This window comes from Synechococcus sp. R55.8 (assembly GCF_047461895.1).
Lineage (GTDB): Bacteria > Cyanobacteriota > Cyanobacteriia > Thermostichales > Thermostichaceae > Thermostichus.
Genome location: NZ_JANSIB010000065.1, coordinates 244 through 15959 on the forward strand (window position 1 = coordinate 244; position 15716 = coordinate 15959).

Sequence of the window (15716 nt, forward strand, 5' to 3'; positions counted from 1 at the left end):
CAGCGGGACGGAGTCCTTTTCAGGCCGACCTCGCTCCGAAGTCATCCAGCTGCAGGTCGACAGCAGCCACCACCGTCCTCGCAGCTGGGTCAAGGTGGAAAAACTCCTGCGAGACATTCCCTGGGTGGATCTGGTCCGCTACGACCCGCACGCTTACTCTGCCCCCAAAAACAGCGTCAAAGCTGCAAACCGCAAAACAGAGGACGGCCGCCACATCTTGTGGATCCATCTCCACCAGAGCCAGGACACCCACCTTGCTGTCAGGGTAGAGACCACCGGTTACACCCCTGAGCACCTGGAGCAGGCCGCCGCTGAGTTGCGGGAGCGCTTGGGCCGTCTGGTGTGAGTTCCCCCCAGGGAAGGAACAGGCCAAGATCCACCCCCGGCCTTTCGCGAGGTGAGCGCGGGGCATTTTGTGGCTTGTCACCTGGTGCCCTAGGTAGCCCTCAAGGGATCCCGGCCACGCCGGTTTGGCGGGCAGCCTGGATTACCGCAGCGGCCACCTGAGGAACCACCCGCCCGTCGAAGACCGAGGGGATGATCCACTGGGGATCCAACTCTTCGGCAGGGATCAAGGCAGCAATGGCTTGAGCGGCAGCCAGGCACATCTCGGTGTTGATCTGCTTGGCGCGGCAGTCGAGGGCGCCGCGAAACACGCCCGGAAAGGCCAGCACGTTGTTGATTTGGTTGGGGTAGTCGCTGCGGCCCGTGGCCATCACCGCCACCTGATCGCTCACCAGCTCGGGCTGAATCTCCGGCACCGGATTGGCCAAAGCAAACAGGATGGGATCCGGGGCCATCTTTTCCACCATCTCCACCGTCAGGGCATTGGCCACGCTCACCCCAATAAACACATCTGCCCCCACCAAGGCTTCTGCCAGGGATCCCCTCTGCTCGACGGCAACTGCGGCTTTTTCCGGGGTGAGATCGGAACGGGAGCGGCTGAGGATCCCTTTGCGGTCGCAGACCAGGATGTGGGCTGCCCCGGCCCGCCGCAGCAGTTGAGTTACCGCAATACCGGCTGCCCCGGCCCCGTTGATGACAATGCGCACCTGATCCAAGGTTTTTTTCACCACCTTGAGGGCATTCAGGAGTGCGGCCAGCACCACAATCGCCGTGCCATGTTGATCGTCGTGAAACACCGGCAGGTTGAGGCGAGCTTTGAGCTGCGATTCGATGGCAAAGCAACGGGGGGCGCTGATGTCTTCCAAGTTGAAGCCACCGAAGCCGGGGGCCAGATGCACCACCGTCTCCACAATTTGCGCCACATCCTGGGTGGCCAGGCACAGAGGGAAAGCATCGATATCGGCAAAGCGCTTGAACAGGGCCGCTTTCCCCTCCATCACCGGCAAAGCTGCCTCCGGGCCGACATTCCCCAAGCCCAGCACCGCGCTACCATCGGTTACAATGCCCACACTGTTGCCCTTGATGGTGTACTCATAGACCGCGGCGGGGTTGGCAGCAATTTCCAGAGAAACCCGCCCTACCCCCGGCGTGTAGGCCATGGCCAGATCGGCGGCGCTCTCCAGGGGGCTTTTAGCCACCACCTGCAGCTTTCCCCCGCGGTGCAGCTCAAAGGTGCGGTCCACCGCCCGCTCCACCTTCACATTGGCCAAGGAGGCAACGGCGGCGTAAATTTGCTGAGCATGCTCGCTGCTCACGGCATCTACACAGATTTCTCGCACCGTTTCTGCTGCCGATTGGTGGATGAGATCGATCTGGCTGAGGCTGCCTCCCACTTCCGCAATGGCCTGGGTGACGCGGGCTAGGGCTCCCGGCTGGTTGAGCAGGCGAATGCGCAGGGCAATGCTATAGCTAGAGCTGGGGGTAAGTTTTGTCATAGCTCCCTATGGTAGACGAAAAATCCGCTTCCGACCTGCACACCCTGGCCAACTGGCTGGAGGGCTACTACAGCAACCGCGCCCAGGCGATGGCAGAGCCGGTGTGGTTTGTGCCGGTCAGCCTTTGGTACGTGCGCCTTCCCCACCTGTTCTCGGAGGGGATCGGCTTTTTTACCGAGCAATTTAACCAGCACACGCCGGGCCAGTTTTATCGCAGCCGGGTGCTCCAGGTATTGGGGGATCCCTTGCGGATCGAGAACTACAAATTGCGGGATCAAGCAGCTTGGGCAGGTGCCTCTCAGGATCCGCAGCGCTTGGCGCAGCTCTCCTTGGCCGACCTGGAGCATTTGCCCGGTTGTCGCATTTTGGTGGAAAAGCGCCCAGACTGCTACCACGGCGAAATGCTGCCAGGTGGAGAATGTCGTCTGAACCCCGGGGATAGCACCTATATCCACATCGAGTTCGACCTCACCCCCAGCGAATTCATCACCTGGGATCGGGGCTTTGACGCCGCCACTGGCCAACAAACCTGGGGATCCCGCGCCGGACCCTACCGCTACCAAAAAGGGATCCCACCGGCCTCTTCCCCTCGCCCTTGGGGAGAGAGGGACAGGGGGTGAGGGCCAGAAAACAGTCAGGGGAACAAAAAAGGCAACAGATCTCGAAATCCTTTGCGCAGCCTGAGCAAAAAGATCAGCCGCTCCACCTCTGGAGAGACAGATCCGGTTTCGGGCCGAGCTGCCAAGGCTTCCTGGAGTTCTAGAGCTTCGTCGGCGGTGAGGGGCTGATTATCGACCGGAGAGCGAGCCCGCAAGTCGGGCTGGGCCCGCAACACCTCTTCCGGGATCTCATCGGCAGGGGGCAGTGCCCAAGCTTCCGGCCAAAGCAGCAGCAGACCCGCGCAGCAGCCCAGTCCTGCACTCCAGAGCCGTTGGCCCATCCGACCGGTTCTCCTAGCGTTGTCCACTGAACTCCACCCCTTGAAGGGATCCCTCCCAACCTTTCCCAACCCCTCGACCTGTTGCTGGGGGAAAGGGGGGGATCCCTTTAGCTGGCCATGGCTTCCGAGCGCTCTTGGATCACCCGATCCACGATGCCGTAAGCCTGAGCTTCCGTGGCCGAGAGGTAAAAGTCTCGCTCCACATCCCGCTCGATTTTCTCCAGCGGTTGGCCGGTGGTTTGCGCCAAGATCTCGTTCATGCGTCGTTTGACTCGCAGAGTTTCGCGGGCGCGAATTTCAATGTCGCTGGCTTGGCCTTGGATCGTGCCCAGCGAAGGCTGGTGCAGCATGATGCGGGAGTGGGGCAGGGCAAACCGCTTGCCCTTGGTGCCAGCAGCCAACAAAAAGGCTCCCATTGAAGCTGCTTGGCCCACGCAAACCGTAACGATATCTGGCTTGATGTGGTTCATGGTGTCGTAGATGGCCATGCCCGCCGTCACAGAGCCACCGGGAGAATTGATGTACATCACAATGTCCTTTTGCGGATCCTGCGAGTTGAGGTAGAGCATCACCCCCACGATGGTATTGGCCAAGCTATCGTCAATGGGCTCGCCGATAAACAAAATCCGCTCTTGGTACAGGCGATCGTCAAGGCTAATCCACTGGCTATAGGGCTCGCCGGGCAAACGGTAGGGAACCCGAGGCACTCCAATCGGCATAAGTTTCTCCTGGCAAAGTATGAAACACAGAACGACGCGCTTGTAAGATATCTTCCGCGCTCAAATCCAGCTGGGGCAAAACCGAGGAAACAATGCGTCCAGATCCAGTTTTGACCTCGCCTTCGTATTCTCCGCCAACCCAGCGCACCGCGGAAACGGACTGCTTGGCTGGATCCACTGGGATCCCACGGGCAGCGTAATCTTTGCGCTTGTCTTGATAATCGTGTTTTTCATTGTCTACTCCGGGGGAAACGACTTCCACCACCAACAGCGGCAGGGGCATGTGCAGGCAAGGATTCCGCAACCGTTTCCCAGCAAGCTCACATAGCGGGATGCAAAGCCATCACCTCTGGATTGCGCAACCGAGCCTTGGCTGCGGGCACTTCGACCTCAACTTGGCCCAAGCTCAGGCGTTGGATGGGCAAAAACTTGAGCAATTCCGCAACCAGAAACAGCTCAATGAGGGTGTTGATGCGCTCCTCGGTTGGCACTTCCCGAATAGACCCGTCTTCAAGTTCAATCCGTCCTCCATAAGGCCAGTCCGTGAGGTGGAGGTACTCCTCCGCCGTTAAAGGCTGTACGGGAACTTGAACCATGGACGGATCCCTCTGCTTTAGTTTTTGGCTGCTGCCAACTTCGGCACGCCTTTGGAACTGGTCAGCACCTGATCGATGAGGCCGTAGGCTTTGGCTTCCTCTGGTGTCATGAAAAATAGCCGCTCCGTGTCCTTCTTGATGCGCTCCATAGGCTGGCCCGTGCTGCGGGACAGTTGCTCCAGCATCATGTTGCGCAAAGTCAGAATCTCGCGGGTGCGAATTTCGATGTCGCTGGCCTGTCCACGGGTGCCCCCATAGGGCTGGTGGAGCACGATCGTGGCATTGGGCAGACTGGCCCGAAATCCTTTGGCTCCTGCTGCCAATAACATGGCCGCCATCCCAATGGCATTGCCGATGCAGATAGTATGCACAGGCGGCTTGATGTAGTTCATGGTGTCCAGAATGGCAAAGGCCGCTGTGTCGTAGTTATAGGTGCCCGTCGAGTTGATGTACATCTTGATCGGCTTTTCCCGATCCTCGTACTGCAGATACAGCAGTTGCTCGATGATCAGCTTGGTGACGTTGGCATTCGACTCCTCTGCAAGGGGCAAGCCCAGGTAGACAATGCGCTCCTGCAGCAGCAGCGAAGCCAAATCTGGGGGTGGGGTACGAACCGGAGCGCCGCCATAGTAGTAGTAGGTCGATTGCACCATGCCAGAGATCTCCTACGCCTGGGTCTGTTCAACTGAAAAACACCAGAAAAACAACACTTGAGGACCACAAGGGATCCGCAGCATCCCAACGGATCCCTTGCAGTCTGAGGACCTCTCAAAGCCAGCTTTACTCCGCCCCTTGAGGCAAGAGAACCCGCTCCGGCTCCGTGACCAGCACCTTGGGCTTGCGCTCCTCATCCACATCGATGAGCACCTCCGATCCCTCCCGGACATGCCCAGTCAGGATCTCTTCCGCCAGGATGTCTTCCAGCAGGCGTTGGATGGCGCGGCGTAGCGGGCGTGCCCCGTAGCTGGGGTTATACCCCTCCTCCACCACCAAGTCTTTGAAGCGGTCGCTGACCGTAAGGCGGATTTTCTTCTCCGTCATGCGGTCAAACACTTCCTTGAGCAGGATGTCGGCAATCTGCTTCACCTCATCCTTGGTCAGTTGCCGGAAGACGATGATCTCGTCCACGCGGTTGAGGAACTCCGGACGGAAGTACTGCTTCAGCTCTTCGTTCACCAGGTTGCGGATGCGGTTGTAGTTGGCATCCTCGTCGTTGGCATTGAACTCGAAGCCGAGGCTGCCGCCGCCCTTCTCGATGACCTTCGAGCCGATGTTAGAGGTCATCACGATCAGGGTGTTCTTGAAGTCCACCGTGCGGCCCTTGGCATCGGTCAGGCGGCCATCCTCCAGGATTTGCAGCAATAGGTTAAACACATCCGGGTGCGCCTTCTCGATCTCATCGAAAAGCACCACCGTGTAGGGGCGACGCCGCACCGCTTCTGTGAGCTGACCCCCCTCGTTGTAGCCCACATAGCCCGGCGGGGATCCGATCAGCTTGCTGACTGTATGCCGCTCCATGTACTCCGACATGTCGAGGCGGATCATGGCCGACTCGGAGCCGAAGAAGTAGGCTGCCAAAGCCTTGGTCAGCTCGGTTTTGCCCACCCCTGTTGGGCCGGAGAAGATGAAGCTGGCGATGGGGCGGTTGGGATTTTTCAGCCCCACCCGAGCGCGGCGGATGGCCCGGGAGATGGCCCGCACCGCTTCGTCTTGGCCGATGATGCGCTGGTGCAGGGTTTCTTCCATGTTCAGCAGCTTCACTGACTCGCTCTCGGTCAGCTTGGCCACCGGCACCCCCGTCCAGGCGCTGACCACTTGGGCCACGTCCTCTTCGGTTACCTCAGGCATTTCGCTGCGGCTGCTCTCCTCGGCTTTTTTGGCAGCGGCAATGGCGCGGATCTGCTGCTTGATCTCCATCTCCCGATCCCGCAGCTCACCGGCTTTGTCGAAGTTCTGGGCCCGCACCGCAGCGTCTTTCTCCTTGAGCACTCGCCGCAGCTCTTGATCCAGCTCCCGCGCCGCCGGGGGCAGTTGAGAGTTGATCAGGCGCACCCGCGAAGCAGCCTCGTCGATCAAATCGATGGCCTTATCCGGCAGGAAGCGGTCGGAGATGTACTGGTCGGCCAGCTTGGCGGCTGCATCCAAGGCGGCATCGGAGATCTTCAGCTTGTGGTGCTGCTCGTAGCGCTCCCGCAGGCCAAACAGGATCTCGATGGTCTCGGAGACTGTCGGCTCGCCCACCATGATGGGCTGGAAGCGACGCTCCAGGGCGGCATCCCGTTCGATGTGCTTGCGGTACTCATCCAGGGTGGTGGCGCCGATGCACTGCAACTCGCCACGGGCCAAGGCAGGCTTGAGGATGTTGGCGGCATCAATCGCCCCTTCCGCAGCCCCGGCCCCGATCAGGGTATGCACCTCGTCGATGACCAGGATGATGTTGCCGGCATTGCGGATCTCATCCATGATTTTCTTGAGGCGCTCTTCAAACTCGCCGCGGTACTTGGTGCCGGCCACCAGCAAGCCAATATCCAGGCTGATCACCCGCTTGTCGGCCAAAATATCGGGCACATCCCCCTGCACGATGCGCTGGGCCAAACCCTCGGCGATGGCGGTTTTGCCTACCCCCGGCTCGCCAATGAGGACGGGGTTGTTCTTGGTGCGGCGGCCCAGGATCTGGATCACCCGCTCGATCTCCCGCGTCCGACCGACCACCGGATCCAGCTTGCCCTCCTGGGCCAGTTGAGTTAGGTTGGAGCCGAATTCGTCCAGGGTGGGCGTTTTGGTGCGACTGGAGGATCCCCCCCCTGCCGTCACTTCGGCAGTCTCGCCCAACATGCGGATCACCTGGGTGCGCACCTTGGAGAGATCCACCCCCAGGTTTTCCAAGACGCGGGCCGCTACTCCCTCCCCTTCTCGGATCAGGCCCAGGAGCAGGTGCTCAGTGCCGATGTAGTTGTGGCCGAGCTGGCGGGCCTCTTCTAGAGAGAGTTCCAGCACTCGCTTGGCGCGGGGAGTGAAAGGGATCTCGACGGCCACAAAACCGGATCCCCGACCGATAATTTTCTCGACTTCAATGCGGGCGTCCTTCAAGTTCACTCCCATGGACTTGAGAACTTTGGCGGCGACCCCAGTGCCCTCGCCGATTAACCCCAACAAAATTTGCTCGGTGCCAACGAAATTGTGACCTAACCGTCTGGCTTCTTCTTGGGCCAGCATGATCACCTTGATGGCTTTTTCTGTAAAGCGTTCAAACATGATCCTCGGGCTCCCTACGCCTGCATCAAGGCGGACTTGATAGGGGTAATCCTAGCACAAGTTCTGGCGAAACCAAGGGACGGTAAATACCCCAGACGGAAGCTGTCTGGGGCCAAAACGCGCCTGGAGAGATTTGAACTCCCGACACCGTGGTCCGTAGCCACGTGCTCTAGTCCACTGAGCTACAGGCGCAAAAGGGGCGGGCCAACCACGGTTGACTGTCTGTCCATACTATCTGTCCATAGTTACTCAGACACTATCCAGTACTATCCAGAGACAGAGATGGACATCTATCAATGTGGCTTAGGCATTCTAGCACAAGAGCGTTTTTTGGAAAGTCCAACGGGGGTGTAGATATCCGCCAGCGTTAACATTGCCCTTGCCAAGGTTGCCGGACTTCTCCCCCCACTTCGAGGCCGGCTTGGGGGCTGGTGGCCTTGATCACCGGCGTCCAGACTTGGCCGTTGCGCTGCCAAAGCTGCAGGTGCAGATGTCCTGCCAGGGTATCCCGACAGTTGCGCTGCATCCCTTCTGGGCCAGGAGTGAATACAGTTTGGCCAGGCCGTCCCGTGTGCCCTTCCAGCCGAATACACCAGAGGGCGCTCTCTCCCCGGATTCGCCAAGATCCCCAGGGATCCACTTGCCAGGTCAGCCGAGCGGATCCGGGTCGCCATTCCAAAAAGGGCTGGGATCCCCACCCATGCAGGCTGATCAGGGCCACTTCTTCGGGGCGGGTGAGCACCTGCCGCTCAGCTCCGGCACAGGTGAGGCTGAGACCGGGATGCTGGGGAAAGGCGTTGCACTGGATCCAAAACCAGCGGCGAGGAAAGCTTTGGCCCCAATTTTTTTCGGCGTAGGCGGGAGCCTGCTGAAATGCATAGCGCCTGCCTCTCCACTCCACCCAGCCGGTGGCCAAGCCGTGGCTCATGAGGATCTGCCAGCCCGGCTCAAAGATGGGCAGATAAGACCAGGCTCCCATGGTGGCTCGGGGTGGGATCCCATAGGCAAAACGAGGCTGAATGCGGTAAAGCCAGCGAATGGGCTCAGAGCCCAAGGGATCCGGCAAAATCCCCTGATTGAGGTGGGCGGTGTATTGGTAGCCACTGGCGGTGCGCTGGAAGAAGGTGAAGGGATCCTGAAGGCCGCGACAGCCGGGGCCTGGGATCCCTGAGTGCCCCAAGGCCAGATGGGTTGAGCTGGCCCAAAAGCGGCGGGGATTGGGGAAGGTGCGCCAATGCAACTCCTCCTCCGGCCCCAACACCTGCGCCATGCCCCCGCGCTTGGGATCGATGGCGTACATGAAGGCAAAGCTAATGGGCGGATCCCCGGGCAAGGTGACGCGGCTGTACCAGCCCTCAAAAAACCGCTCTGTGCAGCCATCCCAGTGGTAGCCGGCATGGGGCAGGGATCCCCAATCTGTTGAGTTGTTTTGCCCAGAGCAAGCCGCCGTTGGAGGAAGCGCCATTGAGACCTAAGCCATCGCAACAATGATAAACGGAAGTCTATGCTTACCAAAACAACAATTGTATTGTTTCTATATTTATTTGCCCTTAGGATATCAACCAAGCTGAGATTTAAGGATTTCTTGAGATTTCACGAAGGAAATCCATGGGTCAGGCGACTTGAACCGGAAAGCTTCCATCTTGCCTTCACATATCCTTTCGATGAGGTGAGCATGACGTCACGTCGTAACTTTTTGCTGTCTGCGGGTGCGGCCACCGTGGGTGGACTCGTGAGTGGCAGCTTAGCACGGGCCAGCACAGGCTACTGGGTTGCCCAGGCCAGCGGCCCAGAAACCCCCAATCTCAGGTTAGGCTTTATACCGATTGTGGAGTCTGCCCCCCTGATCATCGCCAAGGAAAAGGGCTTTTTCGACAAGCATGGCATGACCGGTGTAGAGGTGTTGAAACAGGCCAGTTGGCCGGCAGCCCGTGACAATGTGGTCATCGGCTCAGCGGGTGGGGGAATCGACGGTGGCCAGTGGCAGATGCCGATGCCTCACATGATCCACATTGGCGCCATCACCAACAATCAGCCGGTGCGCATGGCAGTTCTGTGTCAGTTGATCACCCAAGGCAACGGGATTGCCATTGCCGGAATGCATGCTGGCAAGGGTTTGGGGCTGGATATCTCGGGAGCCGCGGATTACATCAAAAATTTCAGCGCCAGCAACAGACGCAAATTCAAGGCCGCTCATACCTTCCCCAACGTCAATCAAGATTTTTGGATCCGTTACTGGTTTGCTGCTGGGGGGGTAGATCCGGATCAAGACATCGACCTGTTGGCGGTTCCCTCTGCCGAAACGGTGCAGGGAATGCGCAATGGCACCATGGATGCTTTTAGCACCGGGGATCCCTGGCCCTACCGAATTGTGGCAGATGGGATCGGGTTTATGGCGGCCCTTACCCAACAGATTTGGCCCTTTCACCCCGAAGAATACTTGGCCATTCGCGCCGATTGGGTAGAGCAAAACCCCAGGGCCACACAAGCCACTTTGATGGCGGTGATGGAAGCGCAGCAATGGTGCGACGATCCGGCCAACCGAGAAGAACTGACACGCATTCTCTCAGGGCGTGCCTACCTGAATGTGCCGGTTGAAGTTCTCACCCCTCCCTTTCAAGGCAAATACGAATTGGGAGACGGCAAGCCAGCTGTTCAAGATTTCAATGCCGGGCCCTTGTACTGGGAAGATGGCCGGGGCAGCGTCTCTTACCCCTACAAGAGCCATGACCTTTGGTTCCTGACGGAATCCCTGCGTTGGGGCTTCCACGCTCGCTTCCTTCCCGATCTGGATACTGCCCGTCGTCTGGTGGATGAAGTGAACCGTGAAGATCTCTGGCGTGAGGCCGCCCAGGCACTGGGGGTGAAGAACATCCCCAACAACACCTCGCGGGGAACAGAGCGTTTCTTTGACGGTGTGGTGTTTGACCCACAGGATCCGCAGGCTTACCTGAACAGCCTGAAAATCAAAAGGGTCTAGCTGAATAGCTTGATTGGGCCAAGTTCCTCACCTTCTTTCGCAGGAAGTCCATGGCTTACCGTTTCCTTGTTCGAATCTCTCGCGCGACAGGGATCCTGCCTACCTGTGGGATCCCACGAGGTCGAAAAAAGCTGTGCCGAGCTTTCTGCCCAAACGATGGAAAGTTGATGGATGCTATGAGCCTCGCACTTTTTGAATAACTTTGAATGCTATGTTGAGGATCGGCTATGTTGGCTCTACTTCACGTTCCGCGCGAACCCTTCAGGAAGCCTCTTTTTAAGAGGCCGGCCCGGCCTCGCTGGGACAAGCTCATCCTTTCAATAGCCGTAGGAATCCTGAGTTTTCTGATTGTCGTGAGAGTTTTGTTGAGTTTGCAATCCCTGTGTTTGCCCATCCAAAGAAAAGGCAAGGCCGATCCAAGCTCATGCTCTGTCTCCAACACGGTGTAGAACCCCTCGATCGGGGCGTTCCAAAAGCGCAACACCAGAGAACCTTGTAAAACCCTATCCTCCTCTAGGAGCTATGACGACAACACTTTCTTCTCCGCCAAAGTCTTCGGCAGCGAAGCTCGATTTGGCGAAGTACCGAGATCAGATTCTCCCCCCTGTGGTGGGTATTGTTGGATTCCTGCTCATCTGGCAGCTCTTGGCCAGTGCCAACCTTATTCGGCTGCCGGGGCCCTGGGATGTGTGGATGGATGAGCGCAGCCGGTATCTGATCCTGCATCCTTTGTACCGCAACAGCGACCTTGACCAAGGGCTGCTGCGCCAAACCTTGGCCAGCTTACAAAGGGTGGCCATCGGCTATTGCAGTGCCGCCTTGGTGGGCATCACACTGGGCATTTTGGTGGGAAGCAGTGTGTGGATCAACCGAGCTTTGGATCCCATTTTCCAATTTTTGCGCATGGTAGCTCCCTTGGCTTGGGTGCCCATATCTTTGGCTGCTTTGCAACGCAATGAGCCGGCTGCCCTGTTCGTTATTTTTATTACCTCAATTTGGCCCATTCTCATCAACACGGCTGTGGGGGTGAGACAGATCCCGGAAGACTACATCAACGTCTCCAAAGTGCTCAAGCTCTCCAAAGTGGACTTCTTTTTTAAGGTGTTGCTGCCCTCAGCCCTGCCCTACATGTTCACAGGTCTGCGCATCGGCATCGGCCTGTCTTGGCTGGCCATTATTGCCGCAGAAATTGTGATGTCGGGTGTGCCGGGGATCGGCTTTTTCATCTGGGATGCCTACCAGCAGAACTACGTTACGGAGATCATCGTTGCCGTCATCTACATTGGAGCAGTGGGATTGCTTTTGGATCGCCTGATGTCTATTTTGCAAAACAAGATAGCCAACCAATGATGTGTTGGATGTGTTGTCAGTATGTGGTTGGTTTGAGGCTAGACGGGTGATAGGTTGGGAGGTTTTCTGTGTCTGTATTGGTCAGTGTGGAGCAGGTGGAAAAATCTTTTGCTCTGCCCGGAGGGCAGGAATACCTTGCTCTGAAAGGGATCGATCTGCAAATCCATCGAGGGGAGTTTGTCTCCTTAATCGGCCACTCCGGCTGTGGCAAATCCACCCTATTGAACATGGTGGCGGGGCTGTCTTTGCCTACGGGGGGGATCGTGGCTTTGGATGGGCATACCATCACCGCTCCCGGCCCCGATCGCATGGTGGTGTTTCAGCATTACTCGCTTTTGCCTTGGCTAACGGTTCGGCAAAACATTGCGCTGGCGGTGAATGCCGTTCTTAAAAACCATTCTCCGGCGGAGCGTCAGCAGATCGTAGAAGAGCACATCGATCTGGTGGGTTTGCGCCATGCCGCAGATAAGCCCCCAGCCCAATTGTCCGGGGGTATGAAGCAGCGGGTGGCCATTGCCCGTGCCCTGGCTTTGCGGCCCAAAGTGTTGTTGTTGGATGAGCCATTTGGCGCTTTGGATGCGCTCACGCGGGGGAACTTGCAAGAGCAGTTGATGCGCATCTGTGAAGAACATCAGATGACCACCCTCATGGTCACCCACGATGTGGACGAAGCGGTTCTTCTGTCAGATCGTGTGGTCATGCTCACCAATGGGCCGGGATCCCGAATTGGGAACATTTTAACCATTGATATTCCTCGGCCCCGCCGTCGGCTGGAGGTGGTCAACCATCCCAGCTACTACAGCTACCGCAGCGAGATCATCTACTTTTTGAACCAACAAAAACGCATCAAGCAATGGCGTGCTCGCCGCAGCACTGTGGTGGCCAGGCATGGCTTGGAAAAGATCAACTTGGAGATCGGCTTTGTGCCCCTCACTGCCTGCGCTCCGTTGGCTGTGGCCAAAGAAAAAGGGTTCTTTGCCAAACACGGCTTGGAAGAAGTGAACTTGGTGCGGGAAACCAGTTGGCGAGGGATCCAAGACGGCATTCAGGGAGGTTATCTGGATGCGGCCCAAATGCCCGCCGGTATGCCGGTGTGGATGTCTTTGGGCGGAGGGGATAACCCGCCTCAGCCGGTGGTTACTGCCCTCACCTTGACCCGCAACGGCAATGCCATCACCTTGCATAAGCGGTTCTACGAGCAAGGGATCCACACCCTCAGCCAGTTGAAGGCTTACATCCTGGATAGTCCCAGCCGTCGGCTCACCTTTGGAGTGGTGCATCCCAGCTCTATGCACAATTTGCTGTTGCGCTACTGGCTGGCAGCCGGTGGGATCCACCCGGATCATGACGTGGTGCTGAAAACGCTGCCCCCGGCTCAGATGGTGGCCAACCTAACAGCCGGCAACATCGATGGCTACTGTGTGGGAGAGCCCTGGAATTTGCGGGCAGCCCTGGAGGGCAGTGGCTTTACGGTGGCTACAGACCTGGAGATTTGGCCGGGCCATCCCGGCAAAGTGTTGGGGGTGCGAGAAGATTGGGCCAGAGCCTACCCCAACACCCACATTGCCTTGGTCAAAGCGCTGTTGGAAGCCTGCCGCTACTGTGAAGACCCGGCCCATCACGACGAGATTCGCGAGCTGCTCAGCCGCCGCGCCTACCTGAGCACCGACCCCTCCTACATTCATCTGGGGGATCCCCAGCGTCTGATCTGTGACTTGGACAGGCCGATGCGGGAATATGCCCACCACCGCTTCTTTCTCGGAGCCGGCAACCGTCCCAGCCGCACCGAGCATCTGTGGATGATGACCCAAATGGCCCGCTGGGGGGAGCTGCCCTTCCCCCGCAACTGGGTGGAGATCGTGGAGCGGGTGTGTCAGGTGGGGGTATTCAGTACGGCAGCCCGCGAGCTGGGGCTGGATGTGTCTTACCAGCGGCAGCCCATTCAGTTGTTCGACGGGATCCCTTTTAATGGTGAGGATCCCCTGGCCTACCTCAACAGTTTGGCGATTAAGCACGATATTTATGTAGCCGAGGTTGCCTTAGATCGTCGTCCTGTGTTGCTCTAGATACCCACTTGGGCGCCCTTGCAAACGCACATTCCCCGTTGTGAGAAAATCATGAGTTGGAGCACCCTACGATGACTGCCCTCTTGACAACCTCTACCCCAGCGAACGTAGCCGCAGAACCCTACCTAAGCCTTGAGAATGTCAGCAAGACCTACTCAACTCCCAAGGGGGATTATCCCGTCTTGCGAGATATCAACCTCAGTGTGAACGAGGGAGAGTTTGTCTGCTTGGTTGGGCATTCCGGCTGTGGCAAAACCACCCTGCTGAATATGGTTTCCGGATTTGCCCAGCCCACCAGTGGCTCGGTGAAGCTGAAAGGGCAGCCGATTACAGCTCCTGGCCCGGAGCGCATGGTAGTGTTTCAAGGGTATGCCCTGTTGCCTTGGCTCACGGTTTATGAAAATGTTTATTTGGCCGTTCGGTCGGTATTTCCCCAAAAGAGCCAGTCGGAAAAGCATCGAATTGTGGAAGAACATTTGGATTTGGTGGGGCTGGGGGAAGCCGCTCAGAAATATCCCTCGCAAATTTCGGGAGGGATGAAACAGCGGGTAGCCATTGCTCGTGCGTTGGCCATCCGTCCAGAAGTGCTGATTTTGGATGAACCCTTCGGGGCCTTGGATGCCATTACCAAAGAGGAGCTTCAAGAGGAGCTGTTGCGCATTTGGGATGAACATCGCTGCACGGTTTTGATGATTACCCACGACATTGATGAGGCGCTGTTTTTGGCCGACCGCCTGGTGCTGATGACCAATGGCCCTGCAGCCACCATCGGGCAGATCGTGACCATTCCCTTCCCGCGCCCCCGGGATCGCGAGCGGATTCTTGAAGATCCGCAGTACTACCGCCTGCGCAACTCGGTTCTCAGCTATCTCTACGGCCATGAAGCCAACCCAGAGGCGGCTTGCTGATGAGCCGATAAATCAAACCTAGAGCAGTTGGCGGAGCGAGAGGGTGACCGGGCAGCCGGAACCCCTTGGCCGTCAGGGGCAGCGCTTGGGCAGGCGATCCGCAAACCTCTCTTGGAACTCGCCCACAACGCCGTGCAACCGCTCGTCCAAAACGGCCAGCGTCCGGGATGCGATCTCGTCCGGCACGCCGCCGAAAAACGCCTCCGCAATGCCCCCGGCAATGCAGGCCATGGTGTCTGCGTCTCCACCAAGGGAGATGGCGTTGCGCACCGCGTCTTCAAAACCGTCTGCCTCTAGGAACGCGATGATCGACTGGGGCACCGAGCCCTGACAGGAGACATCGAAGCAGTAGTGCCCCCGGATATCGTCCAGCCGCTCGGATAGGCAGTATCCGAACTCTTGCTCGATGTACGTCTTGATGTCGGCCTTGGTGTACCCTGACCGGGCGAGAAACACGGCGGCTGCCGTAGCCTGAGCGCCGCGGATGCCCTCCGGGTGGTTGTGGGTTACCTCGGCACTGGCCCGCGCCTGGGCCAGCACTTCTTCCAGCGTGTTGCAGGCGATGCCAATGGGGCTAACCCGCATGGCGGCTCCGTTGCCCCAACTGTAGTACGGCTCACGGCAGCGATGCTCGGCCCAGTGGATGAAGCTGCTCCCGTACCCAGCCTCTGGGTAGGCGTGGAAGTACTCATGGTACCAATCGACGTAGCTACCGCCCCGCAGCAGCCGCTCGGCCACAGCGACCGTCAGAACCGTGTCATCGGTAAATTGGCTGGCCTCGACGAACAGCGGAAAGTTCTTCGTTTTGGTGCCCGAGTGCTCATGGACAGAGCCGATAACATCCCCGGCAATGGCTCCCAGCATCAGTACCCTCTCCTTTTTCTTTTCCCAGTTCTCAATCTCCCGGTTCTCAATCTCGCCGTTTCCGAAAAGGCTCGCCCGCCCATCCAATTCTGAATCCGCACCCCTAGGCAATCAAGCGGCGCACCGACCGAAGCAGCTCCGCGGGGGGAGGAGAGTTGGGATCCCAGCGAATTTCCAACTCAGGTGAGTCTTTGAGC

At 58.3% G+C, this 15716-nt stretch carries 14 protein-coding genes, 1 tRNA gene and 1 pseudogene; 6 read left to right on the plus strand and 10 right to left on the minus strand.

Going from position 1 to position 15716, the window contains the following annotated elements:
• A pseudogene (locus NW829_RS07790) lies at positions 1 to 346 on the plus strand (CRISPR-associated protein); the annotation flags it as partial.
• A 100-nt stretch (positions 347 to 446) separates the two neighbouring features.
• On the opposite strand, the gene NW829_RS07795 reads toward NW829_RS07790, so the two are convergent.
• On the minus strand, positions 447 to 1841 hold the full coding sequence (locus NW829_RS07795) for a malic enzyme-like NAD(P)-binding protein (RefSeq protein ID WP_414416808.1): 1395 nt from the start codon (positions 1839 to 1841) through the stop codon (positions 447 to 449).
• A gap of 8 nt (positions 1842 to 1849) precedes the next feature.
• Here NW829_RS07795 and NW829_RS07800 point away from each other — a divergent pair, with 8 nt between their 5' ends.
• The gene (locus tag NW829_RS07800; RefSeq protein WP_414416809.1) at positions 1850 to 2461 is read left to right on the plus strand and encodes a chromophore lyase CpcT/CpeT; all 612 of its coding nucleotides are present in this window, start codon (positions 1850 to 1852) and stop codon (positions 2459 to 2461) included.
• 14 nt (positions 2462 to 2475) lie between these two features.
• Here the strand turns inward: NW829_RS07800 and NW829_RS07805 are convergent, their stop codons facing one another.
• The 8 genes from NW829_RS07805 to NW829_RS07840 all read right to left on the minus strand — a co-directional run bounded on the left by NW829_RS07805 (position 2476) and on the right by NW829_RS07840 (position 8816).
• A complete protein-coding gene (locus NW829_RS07805) occupies positions 2476 to 2781 on the minus strand; it encodes a hypothetical protein (protein WP_414387969.1) in 306 nt (101 codons plus the stop codon).
• Between the two features lie 107 nt (positions 2782 to 2888).
• Complete coding sequence (locus NW829_RS07810) at positions 2889 to 3500, minus strand: ATP-dependent Clp protease proteolytic subunit (protein ID WP_011432257.1); 612 nt, start codon at positions 3498 to 3500, stop codon at positions 2889 to 2891.
• Positions 3448 to 3783, minus strand: a complete 336-nt coding sequence (locus NW829_RS07815; protein ID WP_049749557.1) for a Uma2 family endonuclease — start codon at positions 3781 to 3783, stop codon at positions 3448 to 3450. Before NW829_RS07815 ends, NW829_RS07810 begins: the two co-directional genes overlap by 53 nt.
• Before the next feature lie 37 nt (positions 3784 to 3820).
• Positions 3821 to 4096, minus strand: coding sequence for a hypothetical protein (locus NW829_RS07820; RefSeq protein WP_041436231.1), 276 nt, complete (start codon positions 4094 to 4096; stop codon positions 3821 to 3823).
• 17 nt (positions 4097 to 4113) lie between these two features.
• Positions 4114 to 4749 (minus strand): ATP-dependent Clp protease proteolytic subunit, encoded by a 636-nt coding sequence (locus NW829_RS07825; protein ID WP_011432256.1) that lies wholly within the window; start codon positions 4747 to 4749, stop codon positions 4114 to 4116.
• Positions 4750 to 4876: 127 nt separating this feature from the next.
• Entirely contained in the window at positions 4877 to 7351 is a 2475-nt protein-coding gene (locus NW829_RS07830; protein WP_414416810.1) for an ATP-dependent Clp protease ATP-binding subunit, read from the minus strand.
• Between the two features lie 118 nt (positions 7352 to 7469).
• Positions 7470 to 7543, minus strand: a tRNA-Arg gene (locus tag NW829_RS07835).
• Positions 7544 to 7718: 175 nt separating this feature from the next.
• Positions 7719 to 8816 carry a tocopherol cyclase family protein gene (locus NW829_RS07840; protein ID WP_414416811.1) on the minus strand — a complete coding sequence of 366 codons (1098 nt, stop codon included), beginning with the start codon at positions 8814 to 8816 and terminating at the stop codon, positions 7719 to 7721.
• A 204-nt stretch (positions 8817 to 9020) separates the two neighbouring features.
• Between NW829_RS07840 and NW829_RS07845 the strand changes: the two genes are divergently transcribed.
• From NW829_RS07845 to NW829_RS07860, 4 genes are all read left to right on the plus strand, one after another.
• Positions 9021 to 10331, plus strand: coding sequence for a CmpA/NrtA family ABC transporter substrate-binding protein (locus NW829_RS07845; RefSeq protein ID WP_414416812.1), 1311 nt, complete (start codon positions 9021 to 9023; stop codon positions 10329 to 10331).
• 522 nt (positions 10332 to 10853) lie between these two features.
• Positions 10854 to 11681 (plus strand): nitrate ABC transporter permease, encoded by an 828-nt coding sequence (ntrB, locus tag NW829_RS07850; RefSeq protein WP_414416813.1) that lies wholly within the window; start codon positions 10854 to 10856, stop codon positions 11679 to 11681.
• 68 nt (positions 11682 to 11749) lie between these two features.
• On the plus strand, positions 11750 to 13747 hold the full coding sequence (locus tag NW829_RS07855; RefSeq protein ID WP_414416814.1) for a nitrate ABC transporter ATP-binding protein: 1998 nt from the start codon (positions 11750 to 11752) through the stop codon (positions 13745 to 13747).
• Positions 13748 to 13818: 71 nt separating this feature from the next.
• Entirely contained in the window at positions 13819 to 14655 is an 837-nt protein-coding gene (locus NW829_RS07860; protein ID WP_414416815.1) for a nitrate ABC transporter ATP-binding protein, read from the plus strand.
• Positions 14656 to 14727: 72 nt separating this feature from the next.
• Here NW829_RS07860 and NW829_RS07865 read toward each other — a convergent pair whose 3' ends face one another.
• The gene (locus tag NW829_RS07865; RefSeq protein WP_414416816.1) at positions 14728 to 15519 is read right to left on the minus strand and encodes an ADP-ribosylglycohydrolase family protein; all 792 of its coding nucleotides are present in this window, start codon (positions 15517 to 15519) and stop codon (positions 14728 to 14730) included.
• Positions 15520 to 15716: the final 197 nt, after the last annotated feature.

Bases quoted from the DNA above. Each gene is read 5' to 3' on its own strand.
- NW829_RS07795 (WP_414416808.1), bottom strand. From the start codon at position 1,841: ATGACAAAACTTACCCCCAGCTCTAGCTATAGCATTGCCCTGCGCATT.
- NW829_RS07800 (WP_414416809.1), top strand. From the start codon at position 1,850: ATGGTAGACGAAAAATCCGCTTCCGACCTGCACACCCTGGCCAACTGG.
- NW829_RS07805 (WP_414387969.1), bottom strand. From the start codon at position 2,781: ATGGGCCAACGGCTCTGGAGTGCAGGACTGGGCTGCTGCGCGGGTCTG.
- NW829_RS07810 (WP_011432257.1), bottom strand. From the start codon at position 3,500: ATGCCGATTGGAGTGCCTCGGGTTCCCTACCGTTTGCCCGGCGAGCCC.
- NW829_RS07815 (WP_049749557.1), bottom strand. From the start codon at position 3,783: ATGCCCCTGCCGCTGTTGGTGGTGGAAGTCGTTTCCCCCGGAGTAGAC.
- NW829_RS07820 (WP_041436231.1), bottom strand. From the start codon at position 4,096: ATGGTTCAAGTTCCCGTACAGCCTTTAACGGCGGAGGAGTACCTCCAC.
- NW829_RS07825 (WP_011432256.1), bottom strand. From the start codon at position 4,749: ATGGTGCAATCGACCTACTACTACTATGGCGGCGCTCCGGTTCGTACC.
- NW829_RS07830 (WP_414416810.1), bottom strand. From the start codon at position 7,351: ATGTTTGAACGCTTTACAGAAAAAGCCATCAAGGTGATCATGCTGGCC.
- NW829_RS07840 (WP_414416811.1), bottom strand. From the start codon at position 8,816: ATGGCGCTTCCTCCAACGGCGGCTTGCTCTGGGCAAAACAACTCAACA.
- ntrB (WP_414416813.1), top strand. From the start codon at position 10,854: ATGACGACAACACTTTCTTCTCCGCCAAAGTCTTCGGCAGCGAAGCTC.
- NW829_RS07860 (WP_414416815.1), top strand. From the start codon at position 13,819: ATGACTGCCCTCTTGACAACCTCTACCCCAGCGAACGTAGCCGCAGAA.
- NW829_RS07865 (WP_414416816.1), bottom strand. From the start codon at position 15,519: ATGCTGGGAGCCATTGCCGGGGATGTTATCGGCTCTGTCCATGAGCAC.